Below are 20,245 nucleotides of genomic sequence, written 5' to 3' on the forward strand. Positions count from 1 at the left end.
TAGTAAAAAAAACTTTATGCGGACACTTGTACTCTATATTTTGCTGTTTGCGACATTGCTACCGACGGTTAGCCAATGGGGAATTATTGCGCATTATCAGCTCGATAAAGATTACATTGCTCGTGTACTTTGTGAGAACCGCAATAAGCCCCAACTTCACTGCGATGGGCAGTGTTATCTGGCTAAACAACTAAAAGCACAACAGGAAAAGCAGGATAAAGAGACGACCGAACGTGTACAGAATTCGCCGGTTATTCAGCTCTTTTATCAGGCAGGCTTTTTGTTTCAGTTCATTCCGGTTTGGAAGTTGCTCCTGTCTGCTGGCTTTCCAGCGTATCGATTTCCTTCGTATGTAGCTCCGTTAGAGAGCCTGTTTCAGCCGCCCCAAGTTTAAGCCGTTTTCGCAAAAGGACCTATATGTCAGGCTCGCAACGGCAGACTATGCCGGAGCGTTTTCTAAAATCCTATAGGTCTAAATGTGTCGTTTTCTGACTTAAACTAACATCATTGTGAAAATTTATAAGTTACTCATAACCGCTTGGTTATGGGCAATCATTGTATGTTCTGCTTCCGCACAGGATGTAAAACAGGGGCTTGTCTTCGACGCCCAAACCAAGGAACCTCTGCCCGGCGTCACGCTGTCGTGGGCCGATGGTAAATCGGGTGCCGTTACCGATGCAAATGGCCATTTTTCATTAGCCACTAGCCCGACAAAAGTCATCGTATCGGCGGTGGGTTATCGTCGCCAGGAGATTACGGTAACACCTGGGCAGCCGCTTCAGATTGCCCTTGAACCAGCCGCCGAAGATCTCCAGACGGTAGTTGTAACGGGAAATCGGGAGGCTGCGCTACGTACTGAAACGCCCATTGCGATTTCCAAACTATCGGCCAAACTGATCAACGAAACCAAGCCCACGAGCATTTACGAGGTCATCAACAAAACGCCGGGTGTGCTCATGGTGAACCTCAACAACGAGCAGCACATGATGGCCATTCGGCAACCGATGACCACCAATGCGTATTTCCTGTACATGGAAGATGGTGTGCCGATTCGACCGATGGGCGTGTTTAATCATAATGCGCTGCTCGAAATGAATCAGTTTACGGTCAGTTCAATTGAGGTGGTCAAAGGGCCAGTGTCGTCGATTTATGGGCCGGAAGCGGTAGGGGGAGCGGTAAATTTCATCACGCAACGTCCGACCGCTGTACCAACCGCTCGTGTTGGTATTCAGGTTGACCAGTGGGGTTATCAGCGACTTCAGGTTGGGGCAGGAGCGAGGCAGGGCAAATTCGGAATTTATGTAGGTGGCTTTGTCTCGCGGCAGCGCAATTCGTGGTTAGCCAGTTCAGATTACGACAAGTCCTCATACTTTGCCCGACTCGAATACGCCTTCACCCCCAGAACCCGCCTGACCGGCACGCTGTCTTATAACGACTACAATTCGCAAACTAGTGGCAGCGTAGACAGTACAGCCTTTTTTGCCCGTCAATACGTTAGTACTACCGATTTTACGTATCGAAAAACGGTCTCGTTACGTAGCCGCCTGACACTGGAACATGACTGGAAAGACGGTTCGCAATCGTTCATAACGGCCTTTGTACGAAACAACAGCGTAGGCCAAAATCCGGCGTATTCGATTCGTTGGACAACGGGCGCGACAACGGCAACAGGGCAGATTAACAGCAATGATTTCAAGAGTTACGGCTTCATTACCCAACATACGCAACGGCTGAATTTTCTGAACAGCAAGCTTATTGTCGGTGCCACGGTCGACCTTTCGCCTAATACGTATTACGCGTATCAGACCGATATGGCAGCCGAGTTGCGAGCCGATAAAAAATCAGTGGTCAAATACACACTCTTGGCTGAACGTCCTGACATTCAACTGGCTAACTACCAGGCCGATATTCATAATGTAGCAGCTTACGTGCAGTATGATTTTGAACCGTTGCCCAAATTCCGCGTATCGGCAGGCTTGCGCTACGACCGTATGGCTTTCGATTATACGAATGCGCTGGATAAAAGCTCAGGGAACAAAGACTATAGTCAGGCCACTCCGAAAATCGGGGCGACCTATGATTTAGGTAATGGCAAGGGCTTGTACGCCAACTATGCCAAAGGCTTTTCGCCACCTGCCCTTACGTCGATTTTCCTGAAACGAACCACGCCCACCGCTTCCGGCGATCAGTTCTATTACAACCTGCAACCCGCCAAGTTCGATAACATGGAAATCGGTGGCTGGGCTTCGTTGCTGAACAATAAAGTGTATGTCGATGCCGCGCTTTATCAGATGAATGGCACGAACGAACTGCTCAGCATCCGCCAGCCCGATAACTCAACGGACTATCAATCAGCAGGTCGGACGCTGCACCGAGGTGTTGAGCTGGGCATTACGTACCGACCTTCGAAACAAGTGTTTTTTCGCTTTGGGGGCACTCATGCTGTACATCAGTTTGTTGAATTTACCCTCAGTCAGCGGGCTTCTGATGCGCTACAGAACGTAAATGGAAAAGATATGCCATCTGCTCCGCGCACGCTCTGGAATACCGAAATTTCATATTACCCGTCCTGGTTGAAGAATTTCCGGACATCGGTGGAGTGGCAACACGTAGCGAGCTGGTATCAGAACCAGACCAATACGGTTAACTATGGCGGCTACGATTTTGCGAACGTTCGGGTAGGTTACCAATGGAAAGGCATCGAGGTATTCTCTAATATCCTGAACGTCACCAACGCACTCTTCGCCACCAACGCTACACGTGGTAACAATGCTACTGACCGCACCACCTACACCCCAGCAGCTCCGCGCACATTTGTGTTCGGCGTTCAGTATAATTTTTCAGGCAAATAAATTACTAAACACGGAGATACGGAGGTCTCACGGAGTAAACGGAGAAAGTTAGTGTACTCCGTGCTGCCTCCGTATCTCCGTGTTAAAAATAAACAGACCATGAAAAGCTTAGTAGTTACACTCCTCCTTTTCGGCCTGATTGCTGAAAAGCCAACCAAGGAAACCTCCGTTTCTAACCCGCAATTCGTTGGGGCAGTACCACGCCTGACGACTGATGCTTCCGGTAATCCACTACTAAGCTGGGCCGAGAAAGAAGGCGATAAAGGCAGCGCTTTTTACTTCGCCATTTCAAAAGATGGCGGACAAACCTTTGGCGAAAAGATTCGGGTGAAAGCGCCCACTACGCTCTCGGTTCACGCGGAAGGTATGCCGAAGATTGCCGAAAAAGCCGACGGTACGTTGCTAGCCGTATTTGAAGTGCCGAATCCCACACCGGCATCACGATTTGCGGGTGATCTGCTCTATACAGTGTCGTCCGACAAAGGCCAAACCTGGACTGACCCCAAGCCGGTTCATCAGGATGCTACACCGGGTAAGAGTCATTCATTCAGTGACATAACGCGTCTGCCGAATGGGGAAATTGGCGTGGCCTGGCTCGATGAGAAGCTGCCGAATCGGGAAGGTCGGCCAGTGGTGTTTGCACAGACAACGAAAGGAAAAGGCTTCGGTTCGGCGGTGTTGATTGATGATAATGCCTGCCAATGCTGCCGCATGAATGTATTTATCGATGCTAAAAAATACATTCACCTGACCTATCGTGATTTACTGCCCGCTGCCAAATCCGGTGAAATCGCATCCCGTGATATGAGTACAGCTGTTTCAATGGATGGCGGCAAAACATTTAGTAAGCCGCAAGTCTTATTTGCCGATCACTGGCAGGTCAATGCGTGCCCGCATGCGGGTCCAGTAGTGGCACAGGTAGGCAATGATATTCTGGCTACCTGGTTTTCGGGAAAGGAAGATGCCGCCGGATTACGGCTGGCTCGTTTGGGTTCTGATAAGCTGGTATCCAGTGTGTTATCAAATCGGGCGAAACACCCGCAAATCGCGTCTGCTGGCGGGCGACTGGTATGGGTTTGGGACGAGTCGATTTCCAAAGATGGTTCTGGCGAAATGGGCTCATTCGTACAACGTATTGGCATGCGAACCGTAGTCGGCGGAGTCGTTAGTCCCACTACATACCTCACACTCGAATCGGTTGACGCGACTTACCCCGCTGTGTTGGGCACAAAGAATGGGACGTTAGTTGCCTATGAGCAGACAAAGGATAAACAGAATACGGTCGTCGTCGTGCGGTTTCTGGAGGCTCAGTAGACGTATAATTCAACATTAGGATGCCGTAGGTGTCAAATGTTTATAGCATGCCGAAAAGCCTCGTGGAGAAGGCATGCCGAAGGTATGCAACAATAGGCGAATGGTAGCATACCTTCGGCATGCTTGGAAGATGACAATTCGAATTTTCTATAAACATTAGATGCCCACGGCATCACGCTGCCCCGTATTCACATTACTTAACATAATCCTCCCGCCAACATTAAACCAGACCGCTGCGTTTTATTTAGCGGGCCTTTGGGTGCGGTATGCTATAAAAGTGGTTTCTACCGACTTACTTTAGCCTTTGTTTTGATCAACCGCTGTCAGAAGACACGACTATGCGAATTTTGATTGTTGAAGATGAATGGGAGGTTGCTTCACTCATTAAGGCTGGTTTAGAGGAGTACGACTTTGAGGCTGATACGGCGGGCAATGCTATGGAAGCACAGCAGCGACTGGCCGAAAACGAATACGATACCGTGATTTTAGACGTAAATCTGCCGGTCATTAACGGGTTCGACCTGTGCCGAATGATTCGGAATCGCTTTGATACGTTGCCTATTCTGATGCTGACAGCCTTTGGTAGTACCGACAGTAAAGTCAACGGATTTGAGGCTGGTGCCGACGATTATTTAGTGAAACCCTTCGAATTTCGAGAACTGGTTGTTCGCTTGCGGGCACTTAATCGGCGGAGTGGAGCTGCATCACAGGAAGCGTTGATACTTAAAATTGCCGACCTCGAATTTAATCAGCAAAGCAAAGCGGTCAAGCGGGGTAATCAGAAGTTAGTGCTGACGGCACGAGAACTGGCATTGCTTGAGTTTTTCATGAAGAACCAGAATAAGGCACTTACCCGTAACGAAATTATGGAGCATGTCTGGGATCTCAATTTCGATACCGGCACCAACGTAGTAGATGTGTACGTCAACTACTTACGTAAGAAAATCGATAAGGATTTTCCACTCAAACTGATTCATACAATTAGTGGCATTGGCTATATTATGCAGGCCACCGATGATTAGCTTATGAAAATACGCACTCGCCTGTTGGTTACGTTCGTGGGAATTGTAGCGGCTATTCTGCTCCTGTTTTCGGGTGTTGTGTATGCCACGGCAGAGTATTTTCGTCAACGCGATTTTTATAGTCGATTAAGCGACAAGGCCAAGAATGTGGCCCGGCTTCTACTGGATGAAGAAGAAATTGACCTCCGCCTATTTCGGATTATCGAACGCAACAACATTACAGCGCTTCCCGAAGAACAAATCAATGTTTACGACCACAACAATCGAATTCTGTACTCAACACGGGATAGCTCGATTGTAAACTCCGAGGTCTTGACGCTTATCCGAACGAAGAAAGAGATCTTTTTTCGGAAAAACCGATCTGAAATTGTTGGCTTTACCTATCAGCATAAAAATCAGGAATACGTACTGGTTGCTTCCGCTTATGACCAGTATGGAAAAGAAGAGATCGGTCATTTAGGGACAATCATGATTGTGGGGCTGGTGTGCAGTCTGGCTTTAGTGGCTGTCGTAGGCTGGGCTTATGCCGGCCGAACGCTGAGGCCGATTTCTGACGTAGTGAAACAGGTCGATCAAATTACCGCATCGAATCTGGACCAACGTGTAACGGCCGGTAGCGATCATGACGAATTGGCTCAACTTGCCCACACGTTTAACCTGATGCTCGACCGGGTGCAGGAGGCTTTTGAAGTCCAGCGAAATTTTGTGGCGAATGCATCGCACGAATTGCGTACTCCGCTCACCATCATTACAGGGCAGATTGAAGTGACATTGCTCAAACGACGCACGGTCGAAGAGCACGAGGAAAAATGGAAAGCTGCCTTGGGCGTGATCCAGCGTATGAACAAACTAACAAATAATCTGCTCGACCTGACTCTCGTAAGTTTAGGGGCTACACCTCTGAAATTCAGTGAGGTAAGTGTCGATGAAGTTATTTATCAGGCTGCTCAGATGCTCATGAACCGGCAATCTGACTACGCCGTTGTTTTCTCGTTCGAAGGCGAAACAGATCAGGTTCAGTCCTCACTCACGCTGGAGGGGAACAAATCACTGTTGTACTCGGCCTTTTTCAATCTTATGGAAAACGGCTGTAAGTTTTCGGAGAAAAAGCGCGTCGACGTCATTTTGGGTGCCGATGAACAATGGGTAACGATTACGTTTAAAGATGAAGGTATTGGCATTTCAGAAACCGATCTAAAAAGTATCTACGAGCCCTTCTTCCGCGCTGAAAACGTCAAACGAATCCACGGGCATGGTGTTGGCCTACCCTTGACGTACCGCATCATTCAGCTCCACCGCGGCCAGATTCATGTTTCTTCACAAATTGGACGAGGTACAACCTTTGTCATTCGTCTCCCCAAGAAGTTCTAATCGATCTCTAATCATCTTCTAACTAGTCTCTCATCACCTTCTAAGAGGCCCTTAATTAAGGCTGTAGTTTATTAAACGAACTTTGTTATCTGAATTTCCGAGTGGATTATAAACCATTTTGAATCATGGATAACAACGTTGATGAAAAGACTAATTTTAGAAAACCTGCCAGTTGGATAGTCGTGTGGGGATTGATTTGGGTGCTTATCGCCTACAATATTTATTTCGATAATCGCCTGAACAACAATCGATACCGGGCCCAATACGAAGCAGAAAGCCAGCGAGCCGATTCATTATACATGGAGAAAGTTCGATTGGAGCAACGGCTACGGCAAATCGAAAAGTCTACCGTAAGACAACTGTCAACGAGCCAGTCAGATGCAGGGCCAAATCCAGTGGTAGCCAATAAATTATAAGCCTATCCTTCACCTACCAAACTCAACGGAATATACTATGTAAATGGCCTACCATTTACGTATGAAATACAACCAGACAATGAACATGAACACGAAACAACCTATTTCTCAATCTATTGATTTCAGCAATGTACAGGGCGACATCCGGGGCGGAGCGATTTCGTTTCTGGTGGCGGTGCCCTTGTGCCTGGGTATCGCACTGGCTTCGGGCGCTCCACTGTTTGCGGGTATTATTGCCGGTATTGTTGGCGGTCTCGTCGTCGGTATTTTTAGCCGGTCGGCCTTAAGTATTTCGGGCCCAGAAGCGGGCCTGATTGTCGTTACGATAAGTGCTATTCAGGCATTGGGCTCGTTCCCTGCCTTCCTGCTGGCTATGTGTATCGCTGGCCTTATTCAGATCGGGTTGGGGTTTGCCCGAGCCGGTATTGTCAGTAATTTCTTCCCGTCGTCGGTCATTAAAGGCATGCTTGCGGGTATTGGTATTATCCTGATTCTTAAGCAACTGCCGCACCTTGTTGGGTATGATGCGGATGCTGCGGAAGGGATGACACTCTTTCAGCCGGGCGGATTTAATATTATTGAGCAACTGCACATGGCTCTCGGGCAGTTTCGTGGGGTGGCAATTCTCATTACGTTAATATCGCTGGCCGTATTCTACATATGGGAACGTCCCGCTTTTAAGCAGCGGGCTATTGCTAAAAACGTACCGGCTGCGTTAGTGGTCGTGGTGCTGGGTATATGCATCAATGAACTGGTTCGGGTGATTTCTCCTGAATGGGTATTGAAGGGCAATCATGTTGTTCAACTGCCTGTTCCCGAAAGTGCGTCGGCTTTCTTCCAGTTGTTTACCCTGCCTGATTTCTCGCAGTGGAGTAACCCGCTCGTGTACACATCGGCTGTAGCGATTGCGCTCGTCGCAAGCCTGGAAGCCCTGTTAGCAATAGAAGCTTCTGACGAACTGGACCCACTTAAGCGAAAAACACCAGCCAATCACGAGTTAAAAGCGCAGGGAATTGGTAATCTGGTGAGCGGTTTGATCGGCGGTATTCCACTTACATCGGTTATCGTACGAAGTTCGGTCAGTATCAATGCGGGCGCTCGAACGAAACTGGCTGCGCTTATTCATGGAACGCTATTGCTGGTCTGCGTAGTAACATTACCCACCTTATTAAACAAAATTCCGTGGGCTAGTCTGGCGTCCATTCTGTTAGTGACAGGTTATAAACTGGCGCGTATCGAGATCGTCAAAGCTGTTTTTGCCGAAGGTATTTCGAAATTTATTCCTTTTGTCGTAACTGTGCTGGCGATCCTGCTAACCGACCTGCTGACAGGTATTGGTATCGGAATGGCAACGGGGATTTTCTTCATCCTGCGCGATCATTACCAGAATACGCACCGTGTGCGAACGGAATGGGATAGCGATATAAAGCGGATTCATGTAAGCCTGGGCGACCACGTATCGTTCCTGAGCAAAGCCAAATTGGTCAAACTCCTGAAGAGCATTCCCGATAACTCGATCGTCGAAATCAACGGGACTGAGTCGTCTTATATTGATAGTGATGTAGTTGCGGCCATTCAGAACTTTGGTACGTCGGCTCGTCAGCGGAATATTCGGCTTATCTTTTTACCAAGTCGTGTAGCCGATTCGCCGGCCGTCCATACATCAAAAGAGTTCGTCAGCAACTTCCGAACGGCTGGAAGCGTATCGATGCAGTAATGCCATAAGGCATCGGATGCTTGTTATAAACATGATGAATCCCTCTTAGTTGACCACTATAATGATGATCAACTAAGAGGGATTCTCGTTTTCGCTTGGCAAAGCCGAGCGAAAACGAGAAAAGATCATTTTACAACTTCACCTGTACCGTCAAATAGAAACTCCGACCATCGGAAGGTAAAATGCCTGGCCCCGGATACCCCGTTGCCCGGCGGGTGAAGTAAGCCGTGTTGGCCAGATTATTCAGACTGCCTTCCAAACGAAAGCGAGTGAACTGATACGATAGACTCGCATCCAGAATCGTGTAGGCCGGAATCAACCCCAGAACTGCCGACACGCCCCCGTCCGTCGCGTTGGTCGCATCCGAAAACTGATTCGACAAATGCGTGTACTGAAACGAACCTTTCAGATTTTTATAACCCAGTCGAAGCCCACTCTTCAGATTCAGATTGGGAACGAACTCCACTTGATTACCGGCAACCCCCGCAATCTCGCTGGCTTTGTAAGTCGAATGAATCAGGGCCACATTGGCGAAAATGACCCCGCTCAAGTTGGGATTTGCGGGATTAGCTAACCGCAGAAAATCACCTTCCGCATAAGATTCAATGCCCATAATCACCGCCTGACCAATGTTGCCCCGACGACGTAGCACCCGGTCATTGACATCTGAAAACTGCACTTCGCCAATGCGATTGTTGTAGTTCAGATAAAATGCGCTCACATCGAAATTGTACAGTGTCGTTTGTGTGCTACGAATGCCCACATCCAGCGAGTACCCTTTTTCATCCTGCATATTGGGGTCAATCACCGAGGAGGGATTGGCAATTCGCATGTCGGTGAAGGTGATGGACCGATAATTCTGCGACAGGTTTCCATAGATATCTAACTGAGTAAATGGTTTATAACTGATGCCAATGCCTCCCAGCAAAAACTGACGCCCGTTGGTTCGATATTCTGTTGTACTGACTGAGTTGATGATGTTTCCGGCTAAGTCGCGGGTGATGGTGCCGTAAAAACCATCAGCAGTCGTTTTGATATATTCGAAGCGAACGCCGGGAGTAATCGAAAGTTTCTCGCCGATATAGAAGATGTTTTCGGCGAAGGCCGATACGTTTCGATTGGGAAATCGGTAGTCGTAAGAGATGGCATGAGCGTCGGTGATGAAGTCGAAATCGGCGTCTTTTCCTGTACTTCCCAAGCCCTGAACGCTGTGATTGAAGCCATGATAATAACGACCTCCTACCAGCATAACGGCCTGTTGTTTACCAATCGAATAGCGTTTCAAATACCTCGCTTCGGCCCCATAGTTCTGGAAATCCCCTTTTATCAAATCGCGTTCGCTATTGTCATCGATGCTGGCCACCCGGTTGGGTCGAAAACCCAGCGAATACCGATAGGCGTATAAGCCAAACAGACGCAGGTTGAACTCATTGTTGGTGTTGAACTTATGGTCGAAGTGCAGAGCGGGCATCGTCCAGTTGACCTTGAACCAATTGCGCTCCCGATTACTTTGGCGGGGATCTTCCCGAAACATCTCATCGGTCAGGCCGCCGGGTTGCTGAGCCAGGTAGCTCATTTGGGTAATGTCGACACCCAGTGTGGTTTTCTCCGAGAAGTGGTAGTCGACATCGGCGAAGGCAGTGTAGTTGGTGAAGTGAGAATTGGGGCGCCAGCCGTCGCCTTTTTTGTATTGGAAAAAGGTGTAATAACTCAACTTTCCCACCGTACCGCTGGCACTGGTAAAGGCATTGTAAAAGCCAAAAGAGCCAATGGTTTGCCGGGCAGTAAGCTCAAACTTACGGTCGGTAATGGGCTTCTTCATGACGAAGTTGAGCAATCCGCCAAACTGGGTGCCGTACTGGAGTGAAGCGGCTCCGCGCACAATCTGAATACGGCCCACAGCTTCGGTAGGCGGGGTGTAATAACTTTCTGGGTAGCCCAGAGCATCTGCACTGATATCGTAACCGTTCTGACGGACATTGAAATTCGAGCTTCGGTTGGGGTCGAGCCCACGCCCGCCAATACTTAACTGGAGACCCGCTCCTTCGTTTTCCCAGATATTGAGTCCAGCCACCCGAGCGTAAATCTGGCGGGCGTTGTTGGTTGATAAGTTAGCTACGAGCTGTTCGGGAATAATGACTTCGGACTTTTTGCCCTCATAAATGCCCATGCTTTCCACACCCCGCATGCGGGTAAAGCCGAAGTCGGATTGTTTATCGGTGACGGTCACTTCGGCAAGGGTTTCCTGCCGACTGGCAACTAGAATACGTATCGACTGGTCGCGTCCGGCGAGGGCAATGGTCTGTTTGCTGGCCTTGAAATCGGGGGCGCTGGTGTGCAGTACGTATTGGCCATTGGGCAGATTGGTAAACGTAAACTGGCCGAGGCTATCGGTCACTGCCTGCCGTTTCCCGTTATCGAGGTAAATCGTAACGCCTTTTATGGCCGCACTATCATGCCGAGCCTGCACCGTTCCCGAGAGCTGATACTGGGCGAAGGTAGAAGTAGCGAAAAGACAAACGACCAAAAAACTAAAAACCGTAAATCGTATCATGGAAGGAGGTAATCCACTCTTTGTGGGTAAATGAGTCCTGTTGATTGGCCAGATTGGTGGTCGGCTCAATCAGTGGTTTTCCTAAACGCCCGTTCAGCGCTACGTAAGAATCCACATAGACTTCCGGGTTTCGAAAGCCGCGTTGGGTATAGTAATCCCGGAGAATATGCGCGTATTGCAGCAACATATCGGGTTGAGTCGACATCATTTTTTCCTGCAGGGGAGTCAGGAAGGTTGCGTTGTTGACAATGGTCTGGTGGCCCAACTTGTCTTTAACCGTAAACTGAGCATAGCCCGTTTTCTCCATCAACATCACCCGCCACGAAAATCGATAGCCCTGTTCGGTCCAGAATAACTCGCCCGGATAAACCAGGTAGCGTAACGGGAACAGGATCTGGATGGCAAAGAAAATGGCAAACAGACCCAGCACAAAATTGCGAATTACTGGCTGATACGTGTACACTCGTTTGGGCCATAGAAAGCTGGCGGGTATGGATAGCCAGTTCCCAAGTTGCCGAATGAGTTCCTTGTGAAAACTGGCGGAGAAGAAAATCAACGCCGTCACCATCATGATGTAAGGGAACATTCCGATTGGGAACAACAAAGCTGTTAAGCCATGAAAAACCACGACGGCCACATAAGCCCAGGGTCGTGTTGGCGAGTTCCAGAGCAGGAATGGAATCGACAAATCGTATAGACAGCCGAACCAACTAAATAAATAAGGAATCCAGGAGTAATTGAACAAAAAACCGATGATGGGCAGATCGTTGTGCGCGGGTAGCCAGATACGCAGGGGCTGAGCGTGGAGGAGCCAATCGCTGTTTAGTTTGGCTAAACCGGCAAACAGATAGAGCAACGCCACAAATAGTTTCAGTGAGTCGATGCACCAGGCCGGAATTTGATCGGCGAGTAAACCAGAACGACGGTAAGCATCCACCGAAAAGTAGGCATGAGCGGGCAAAAAAATCAGCAGTAAACAAACCAAACTGGTGAAATAATAGTGGTTCAGATACGTGCTTTTATCAATCAATTCGATGTATGTAAAACTTAGAAACAAGCTTATCATCGCCACGCGATAAAACAACCCAATAGCCACCAGAAGAGCTGACAGGCCGCAAATGGCAAAGAGCACATAGGTGTATTCGCCCAATGGCTTTACAAACTCGAATCCGTAGAAAGGGAAAAAGTAGTGTGGGGTAATGTATAAATCCACAATCCAGCCATTACTCCAGAAACGAACAATGCTCCCGAAGAGCATCAATCCGAACAGGACTCTGAAAACAGCGAGTGGAGCCGCCGAGGTAGTTTTGCGAAGATAATTCCGCATGAAAATAGATGCTCATATAGTTTTTATAATGGCTCCAGCCACCCGGTCCGACGGCCAGAGCCATGACAAAAACGTTGTTAATCCCCGTCGTTATCGGTGTAGGTGATAGTGATGCTCATCGCTGAGGTCATGTCTACTTTGAGCATCCGAACCGCTTTCTGCATTTCGGTGTAAACCGCCACCATAGCTGTATTATTCGTCTTGACCTCATCGGTCAAATTGGCTTTCAGTGCCGCGAGTTTTTGGTTCGATACCTCAAATTGGGCATTAATAATATCGACCAGCGATTTTCCGGTTTGACTGTCTTTGGCGCCAATACCATTCAGGTACGTTTTTAGACTTGGCCCTTCCTGTCCAGTCTTCACGTTTTTACCATTGAAAAAGTCGATAGAAGCCTGATGAGCCGTTTTGGCCAATGTGAGCGACAGATCTTTTTTGTAGTAGGCCTCTACTTTATCGGGGGCCACCGTACCGTTAGCCATAGCACCCGACGGAATCCCGAATTTGCCCGACCGGATGTACCGCTCATAGTTCAGGACAAACCCATTAACCAGCTTCCCCGTTGAGCAACCAGCGTTCAGGGCAGTACAGTTGATGAACGTATCCCGATAACCACCTGTAGTCCAGGCAGTGTAAACAGTAGTGAATTGCGAATTCATCTGAGTCGTCAATCGTTTCAGATAGGCGATTCGTTTGGCCGCATCAGCCGCCGTTGCATAGCGGGCTACAATGGCATCATCGGTTGTTTCGAGGCCATTGATCAGATAGTCTAGCGTAGGGAACCCTTGTTTAGGGTACGAAGCGGGAACATCAAACGAACCTGTGCCCGCAGCAATGTAGGCTTCGACACCAGCAACGTCTGTCGGATAGATATTGAAGAAATTACGTAGCGTGTATTGTTCCGCTGGTCCAACGTCAAACAACTCAACTTTCTGCCATTCGGTGTAGGCATCTACCCACGCCTGCCGGAGATCGGTGAGTGTGGTTTTGTCGGGCTTAGCCGCAAATGCATCCGATTTGGCAACCATTGCATCGAACTTCGTCTTGAAATTGGCGTAGCTGGGTACAATAATATTATCGGCAATATTGGTCAGCATGGCCTTTCGATCGCTGCTGGCCTGATCGGTTGGGTTGGGCGGTGTGGGCGTTGGTGTATCTGATCCACTGCCTCCGCATGCCCATAATGCAGCAACAAATGCGCATATCAAGCCGATCTGTTTCCACCTGAATTGGTTCATGATTGTAAAAAGGGACAGAGCGGCACGTGAAATACCGCTCTGTATGAGTTGAATGTAGAATCTAAGCTTGCTTACTGAATCGAAAACTTCGTCTTGATCGCCGTTGAAGCCGCATCAATTTTGGCATTGGTCAGACCCCAGAAACCATTGGGTGCACCAATCAGACCAACGAGGATGGCATCTGAAAAAGCAGCATCGGCTTTGGCCAAGGTTGCGTAACGCAGGCTATAAATAAAGCCCAACCCTTCGCCTATTGCGTGTGCCCGAGCGGCATCGGTCGTGCCAGACTTCCATTTTCCTAGATAACCCAGAGCGGCACCAGCAATGGCTTTTTCCAATGCTTTATGAATAAAGGCAGCTTGCTCTTTCACTACTGGCAGGTCGTTGTTAGCAATAGCTGCCCGACCTTTTAACAACGCCTTATGAATTTTCGGGAAATCTTCCAGATTGTATTCCCATAGGTAAGAACCAATAAAGCTTTCACCCGACGATGTGGTGGTAGCTTTAGCACCATAAATTGGATTGGCCGTCAGGATGCCGTAAATCTCATCCCAGTTTTGCTCCAGTAGCGTGTATTTCTTCCCCGCAACCAGGGTCGTATTGTCAAGCGCAAGGTTCTTATCGCTCAGGAGAACGTTACCGATATAATCCACCTGAAAAGCACCAATTAACCCTTTCTGAATAATTTGCCCCCACTCAATACCTTGTTCGTCAACCAGATACGTTCCTAGCTTACCTGCCTGCCCTTCTGAAGCCGTAGCCGTTACCGATTTGCTGGCGGTCGCAATTTTAGGGAAACCAGCTTCAACCGTCAGGCGTTCTTTTTCGGCGTCGGCTGCGGAAAAAGAAGAAGCTGTTACGTTACGCAATTGAACGCCCGATGAATTCAGAGCAGTATTGGCTGTGCCGGAAAAAGGGCTTCCTGTATTCGAAAACATATTTTTCAACACAGTCGCATCCAGCGTAGCACCTGTCCCAACGGCCGTACCATTGTATGTGTTGATCGCTCTGAACATCAATAACCGATTGGCTCCCGTGGTCAGGTCAACAGTTCTGGCACCAGCATCATCAACGAAAAAAGTAGCGTAGGTAGTTGTATCCGTCAGTTTCGCATAATCGATGGTTTTACGAAGTTGCGGGCGAACCGTGGTAGGATTTTCTTCATCCTTACAGGCAGATAGACTAGTTATAAGTGTGAATACTAGTGCCAATCGCGATAGTAAATTTAGCTTTATCATGTTTAATGAGTAATTGAGTCAATATTCCCGACAAAATTAAGGAGTACTTAGACTAATTATAAAGAAAGATTAAAAAAAGATTAAAAAAATAATTAGGAAATTAATCTATGACTTTGTAAATAGCTTGTAGTTAGATGGTTGACTTTGTAGCGATGAGAGCTTCAATAGATGTCTATTACCTCGTTATACAGTCGACCGATTAATAAATTGGACGTTAGCTCTGAAATCTTTGACGCCAAAAACCGTTAAATAAGTGTTAAATTCGGTAACAAATATTGATTGATTACAGGATAAAATAGTATATTTATCGTTTACTGATCCGCACAGTGTTTCCGGCTTTTAGCCGACACAACCGATATAAAACCGTTTATTCCAACGGTTTTAGCAGAGAAAGAATCTATCTGTTAATCCCTGTTACGCCGTAGTCAGTCGGTGATTATTTTTGCTTTATCCGCCGTTAAACTTCCCATAACTCTGAATCGTCATGACTGTACACTCACTAACCGGCTTTAGGCTACCGCCCGCCCCTTCCGTTTGGATCGTTGACGACGATGAAGACGATCAGCTTTTTATTCGGTCTGCCTTTAAAGAGACGCATAAGCCTATTTCTGTGCGTGCATTGGCCGATGGCGACGAACTGCTTCCCCAGCTAACAGATTGTGACGAGTTACCCTCGTTGATTTTGTTAGACATCAATATGAATCGTCAGGATGGATTTGAGACACTCAATCAAATTCGGAATGCACCTAACTTTGCCCATTTACCAGTCGTCATGCTGACAACATCGTCGGACATTTCCGACTGTCAGAGGAGTTTAGCGTTAGGGGCCAATCAGTGTCTGACGAAACCCACTACGTATAAACAACTGGTCAGTTTGGTTAAAGAACTAACCGAAGACTGGGCACTGGCGTAAGCTCACCTATCTAAATTTTTCGCTCCTCGTCTGAACCACTTCACCCGGTATCAGATTCTTTACGTATGTCTTCAGCACTACGTTTAGAACTCAGTACGCCTATTAGTGACGATCGCCCGGTATTTGTATCGGGTAATTTTTGCGATTGGCTCCCCGATTTGGCGCAGTTTCAGATGCGGACTGTTGGAGAGGGGCAGTTTGTCTATGAGTTCCCTGAGGGAATGGTACTCCCCAGGACGTTAGAATACAAATACACCCGTGGTGGCTGGGATCATGTTGAACTGGATTCGGCGGGGGAGTCGGTTGCTAACCGAACTGTATCGCGTACGGTGAACTCAAAACGCGAATATGTACCCCATTGGCGATGGTTCGGCATGCCTTTCAATCCGGCATTCTTACCTAAAATTGAACTGCTCGGCGATACATTCAACGTCCCCAAACTCCTACAGACACGCCGGGTTCATATCCTGCTTCCGCATGATTATGGTCAGACGGATAAACGATATCCGGTGTTATATCTGCATGATGGGCAGAATTTATTTGGGGGAGGGGTTGGCTACGGGAGTTGGGAAATTGACCAGAAAATGGCCCTTCTGGCTGCCAGACATCATCACGAAGTCATTTTAATTTCCATTGATCACGCCCATGATGAGCGTATTCGGGAGTTTACTTTCCACCGTACGCGGGCGGGTACAGGCAGAGGACAATACTACCTGGATTTTATTCGAAACACCTTAAAACCGCTGGTTGATCGACGTTTTCGCACACTGACCGATGCGACCCATACGGGTATTGGTGGGAGTTCGCTGGGTGGACTGATTAGCATTTATGCCGGGCTTTTGCACCCGGAAGTGTTCGGACGATTGATGGTATTTTCGCCCTCGCTCTGGATTTCGCCCAAAATCTATTTTGATGCCATTCGCTTCAAGGCAGCTGTACCAATGAAAATATACGTCTATGGCGGAGAGAAAGAGTCGCGTTATATGGTACCGAATATTCAGCGATTCAATGAAGCCTTAGCTCGTCAGCAGTATGGTGGAAATCCTATCGACATTCATTTGTCTGTTGACCCAACAGGAATACATCAGGAAACCCACTGGGGCCGCGAATTTCCGAAAGCGGTGGAGTGGTTATTTTATTGATTTTGGTTTATATCAACTATGAATATTACCCTAAATACCCAATTACCCGGCACTGGTGATCTGATTATTCCGATTGAGCAAACCGCCGAACTTGCGAATCAATTGACTCGTATCGCCGAGAAATTGGCTCTACCTGTTTCTGTAATTGAACGTGATTTCAAAGCCGACGCCAAAGAAGTGCTGGTTCTGTACAAGCCCGATGGGAGCAAAACGTATTTGCTTGGTGTAGGCGCCAATCCGCAGGCAATCGACTGGCTTCGTGCTTTTCGGAAGTTGTTTTTTGAGCAGAAAACGAAACTGTCTGGGCAGCTTGGTATTGATTTAACCGCCTTTGATGCTGCAGTGATCGAAGCCGTTGTATTAGGTGTGCGTTGGGGTGGATATGACTTGAAATTATACCAGACAGATAAACCTACAACTCCGGTTTTCTTCTCCGCTGCAGGTCAGTTGACAATCTTTATCAACGATAACCAACAGGCGATTGCACAAGCTGCCTTAACCAGTGCCGAAGCGATTGCGCAAACGCAGCGTCAACTACTGGATTTGATGAATGCGCCCGCCAATTATAAAATTCCACAAACGCTGGCCGATTGGGCCATTTCTTCAGGTACTCAATACGAGTATTCTGTTACGATACTCGATAAAGCTGAACTGGAAAAACAGAAACTAGGCGCTTTACTGAGCGTTAGCCAGGGTAGCGATGTGCCACCCGTGTTAATTGTAACCGAATACAAACCTAAAGGTGTTCCAGATACGCTGAAAGTGGGCTTGGTGGGCAAAGGCGTTACGTTCGATACGGGCGGTGTGTCGATCAAAACATCGTCCAACATGCACCTCATGAAAAGTGATATGGGCGGGGCTGCGGCTGTGTTGGGCACTGTGGAAGTGGCTGCCAAACTGAAACTACCAATCCATGTGATCGGCATTGTTCCGGCAACCGAAAACTCGACCGATGGCCGTTCGACCAAACCCGGCGACGTAGTTACGGCCTATAACGGAAAAACCATTGAAGTCATTGATACGGATGCCGAAGGACGCGTCATTCTGGCTGATGGACTTGGCTACATGGTCCGCAATTATCAACCCGATATTCTGATTGATCTGGCCACCTTGACGGGCAATGTCATTGCGGCTTTAGGGTATCATGCCGCCGGATTATTTACGCAAAATGACGAGCTGGCCAGTCAACTTATTGACGCATCGAACCAAACAGGCGAACGGTTATGGCGGTTACCACTTTGGGATGTCTATCGCGAGGACATCAAATCGGATGTAGCTGATCTGAAAAATTTCAGCGGAAAACCCATTGCTGGAGCCATTAGTGCCGCTAAGTTTCTGGAGGTGTTTTCGGAGAATCACCCTGCCTGGGCGCATCTTGATATTGCCGGTATGGCGTTTGCCGATACAGAGTTTGGTTCGCAGAAAAATGCAACTGGATTTGGTATTCGGTTGCTAGTAGCGTATTTACGGACATTAATTGCAGAAACTCACTAAGAAAAATTCGCTGTTTGCTGTTTTGGCCGTATCTTTTTCGTCAAAATTAACGAGTACGTCGTATGAGCCAGTTGTCTTTTTTGTGCATTGCCACCTTCCTGAAGGGGCACGATTTCATGAAGGCCTGCAAAGAGTTGGGCAACACCGTCTATTTGTTGACGGATCAAAAACTTGCCAATGAAAACTGGCCACGTGAGGCTATCGACGAATTCTTCTTTTTGCCTTCGCCGAGTAACGCTCCCGAGGATCTGGAGAAGATGATTCTGGGGCTGGCTCATGCCATGCGCTCCCGCAAGATTGACCGAATCGTGGCGCTGGATGACTTCGATGTAGAAAAAGGAGCGCTTATTCGGGAAACGTTCCGCATTGACGGCATGGGGCAGACAACGGCCCGGTACTTCCGTGATAAACTGGCCATGCGAACGCGGGCTTTCGCGGCTGGCATTCGGGTACCCGCTTTTAGCTCCCTGTTTCATGATGAAACGGTTACGGCTTTTTTGCAAACGACTGAATCGCCCTGGCTGATTAAGCCACGTTCAGAAGCCTCTACAACGGGGATTCGGAAAGTACATTCGCTGGAAGAAGCCTGGTCGGCCATTCATTTGTTAGGGGACCTTCGACACCATTACCTGATCGAAGAATTTAAACCGGGAAAAGTTTATCACGTAGATGCCTTATCTGTTGATGGGAAAGCCGTTTTTACGCGGGTAAGTCAATATTTGGCAACCCCGATGGAAGTTGCCCACGGAGGTGGCGTATTTCGTACGCGAACACTACCGCTCGACACGGCTGAAACGGCTGCTCTCCACCAGATTAATGATCAAGTATTAGAAGCATTTGGTATGCGATACAGTGCTTCCCACTCTGAGTACATACGGGGCGACCATGATGGGGAGTTGTATTTTCTGGAAACGGCTTCCCGCGTGGGTGGTGCCCACATTGCCGAGATGGTCGAGGCTGCATCGGGGGTGAATCTCTGGCGTGAGTGGGCCAAACTGGAAGTGGCCGTTGCGCGCAAGGAGCATTATGTACCTCCCGTTGATAAAGCAAATTTCGCTGGCCTAATTGTATCGCTGGCTCGACAGCAATGGCCTGATCTTTCGGTATTTACCGAACCTGAAATATTCTGGCGTATCAATCGAGAATACCACGTTGGGTTAATCGTTCACTCTCCGGATCGGGATCGGGTGCTGACCTTACTAGATGATTACATGCACCGGATTTATGCCGAGTTTCACGCATCGGCCCCGCTGCCTGATAAGCCAACGAGCTAAAATTAGTTGTACCTACGGGCTTTAGCCCGTATTTTTTACATACAATATGGACTAAAGCCCGTAGGTACAGCTAGTTTCTTAAAGAATCCTTTTTAGCCTTACCAACCGGCACCGAAACGCCAAATGCCCGTGGATCACTGGGGGGCATCGTTTTCCGTTTTTTGTTATTCTGAACTGGTGGCAATGGGTTTGTTGGCGTTTGCGCCGTCAACCCTCCGCCTGATATGGGCGTGTCCACACCCGGAATCGCTACCTGTACCTGTCTTGGAGTAGGGTCCTGTGTAGTGGTTTTGATCGAGTCGTTTTGGGCGAGACAAAGAGTGCCAGACAAGCTGGCAGCTACGAAAAATAGGAGCGTACGCATAAGAAAAGA

The 20,245-nt window shown here is 48.2% G+C and carries 16 protein-coding genes; 11 read left to right on the forward strand and 5 right to left on the reverse strand.

The window, feature by feature from the left end; translation table 11 throughout:
• The first annotated feature begins 16 nt into the window (after window positions 1–16).
• From GO755_RS12310 to GO755_RS12340, 7 genes are all read left to right on the forward strand, one after another.
• On the forward strand, window positions 17–394 hold the full coding sequence (locus GO755_RS12310) for a hypothetical protein (RefSeq protein ID WP_157585116.1): 378 nt from the start codon (window positions 17–19) through the stop codon (window positions 392–394).
• Between the two features lie 115 nt (window positions 395–509).
• On the forward strand, window positions 510–2,852 hold the full coding sequence (locus tag GO755_RS12315) for a TonB-dependent receptor (RefSeq protein WP_317165854.1): 2,343 nt from the start codon (window positions 510–512) through the stop codon (window positions 2,850–2,852).
• Window positions 2,853–2,951: 99 nt separating this feature from the next.
• The gene (locus tag GO755_RS12320) at window positions 2,952–4,166 is read left to right on the forward strand and encodes a sialidase family protein (RefSeq protein WP_157585118.1); all 1,215 of its coding nucleotides are present in this window, start codon (window positions 2,952–2,954) and stop codon (window positions 4,164–4,166) included.
• 338 nt (window positions 4,167–4,504) lie between these two features.
• A complete protein-coding gene (locus tag GO755_RS12325; protein ID WP_157585120.1) occupies window positions 4,505–5,188 on the forward strand; it encodes a response regulator transcription factor in 684 nt (227 codons plus the stop codon).
• A 3-nt stretch (window positions 5,189–5,191) separates the two neighbouring features.
• Window positions 5,192–6,559, forward strand: coding sequence for a HAMP domain-containing sensor histidine kinase (locus tag GO755_RS12330; protein WP_157585121.1), 1,368 nt, complete (start codon window positions 5,192–5,194; stop codon window positions 6,557–6,559).
• 125 nt (window positions 6,560–6,684) lie between these two features.
• On the forward strand, window positions 6,685–6,975 hold the full coding sequence (locus GO755_RS12335; RefSeq protein WP_157585124.1) for a hypothetical protein: 291 nt from the start codon (window positions 6,685–6,687) through the stop codon (window positions 6,973–6,975).
• A gap of 85 nt (window positions 6,976–7,060) precedes the next feature.
• Window positions 7,061–8,692 (forward strand): SulP family inorganic anion transporter, encoded by a 1,632-nt coding sequence (locus tag GO755_RS12340; RefSeq protein WP_227686938.1) that lies wholly within the window; start codon window positions 7,061–7,063, stop codon window positions 8,690–8,692.
• Between the two features lie 130 nt (window positions 8,693–8,822).
• Here the strand turns inward: GO755_RS12340 and GO755_RS12345 are convergent, their stop codons facing one another.
• The 4 genes from GO755_RS12345 to GO755_RS12360 all read right to left on the reverse strand — a co-directional run bounded on the left by GO755_RS12345 (window position 8,823) and on the right by GO755_RS12360 (window position 15,049).
• The gene (locus GO755_RS12345) at window positions 8,823–11,246 is read right to left on the reverse strand and encodes a TonB-dependent receptor domain-containing protein (RefSeq protein WP_157585128.1); all 2,424 of its coding nucleotides are present in this window, start codon (window positions 11,244–11,246) and stop codon (window positions 8,823–8,825) included.
• Window positions 11,224–12,573, reverse strand: coding sequence for an HTTM domain-containing protein (locus tag GO755_RS12350; RefSeq protein WP_157585130.1), 1,350 nt, complete (start codon window positions 12,571–12,573; stop codon window positions 11,224–11,226). The genes GO755_RS12345 and GO755_RS12350 overlap by 23 nt, the downstream gene beginning before the upstream one ends.
• A gap of 77 nt (window positions 12,574–12,650) precedes the next feature.
• Entirely contained in the window at window positions 12,651–13,811 is a 1,161-nt protein-coding gene (locus GO755_RS12355; protein ID WP_157585132.1) for an imelysin family protein, read from the reverse strand.
• 71 nt (window positions 13,812–13,882) lie between these two features.
• On the reverse strand, window positions 13,883–15,049 hold the full coding sequence (locus tag GO755_RS12360; RefSeq protein WP_157585134.1) for a DUF4856 domain-containing protein: 1,167 nt from the start codon (window positions 15,047–15,049) through the stop codon (window positions 13,883–13,885).
• 484 nt (window positions 15,050–15,533) lie between these two features.
• Here GO755_RS12360 and GO755_RS12365 point away from each other — a divergent pair, with 484 nt between their 5' ends.
• From GO755_RS12365 to GO755_RS12380, 4 genes are all read left to right on the forward strand, one after another.
• Window positions 15,534–15,962 (forward strand): response regulator, encoded by a 429-nt coding sequence (locus GO755_RS12365; protein WP_157585136.1) that lies wholly within the window; start codon window positions 15,534–15,536, stop codon window positions 15,960–15,962.
• Window positions 15,963–16,027: 65 nt separating this feature from the next.
• On the forward strand, window positions 16,028–17,104 hold the full coding sequence (locus GO755_RS12370; RefSeq protein ID WP_157585138.1) for an alpha/beta hydrolase: 1,077 nt from the start codon (window positions 16,028–16,030) through the stop codon (window positions 17,102–17,104).
• Window positions 17,105–17,122: 18 nt separating this feature from the next.
• Window positions 17,123–18,598: a leucyl aminopeptidase family protein gene (locus GO755_RS12375; protein ID WP_157585140.1), complete on the forward strand. Its 1,476-nt coding sequence runs from the start codon at window positions 17,123–17,125 to the stop codon at window positions 18,596–18,598.
• 62 nt (window positions 18,599–18,660) lie between these two features.
• Entirely contained in the window at window positions 18,661–19,872 is a 1,212-nt protein-coding gene (locus GO755_RS12380; RefSeq protein WP_157585142.1) for an ATP-grasp domain-containing protein, read from the forward strand.
• Between the two features lie 70 nt (window positions 19,873–19,942).
• Here GO755_RS12380 and GO755_RS12385 read toward each other — a convergent pair whose 3' ends face one another.
• Window positions 19,943–20,236, reverse strand: a complete 294-nt coding sequence (locus GO755_RS12385) for a hypothetical protein (RefSeq protein ID WP_157585143.1) — start codon at window positions 20,234–20,236, stop codon at window positions 19,943–19,945.
• Between the last annotated feature and the right edge of the window lie 9 nt (window positions 20,237–20,245).

It is taken from the genome of Spirosoma arboris, from assembly GCF_009754945.1.
Lineage (GTDB): Bacteria > Bacteroidota > Bacteroidia > Cytophagales > Spirosomataceae > Spirosoma > Spirosoma arboris.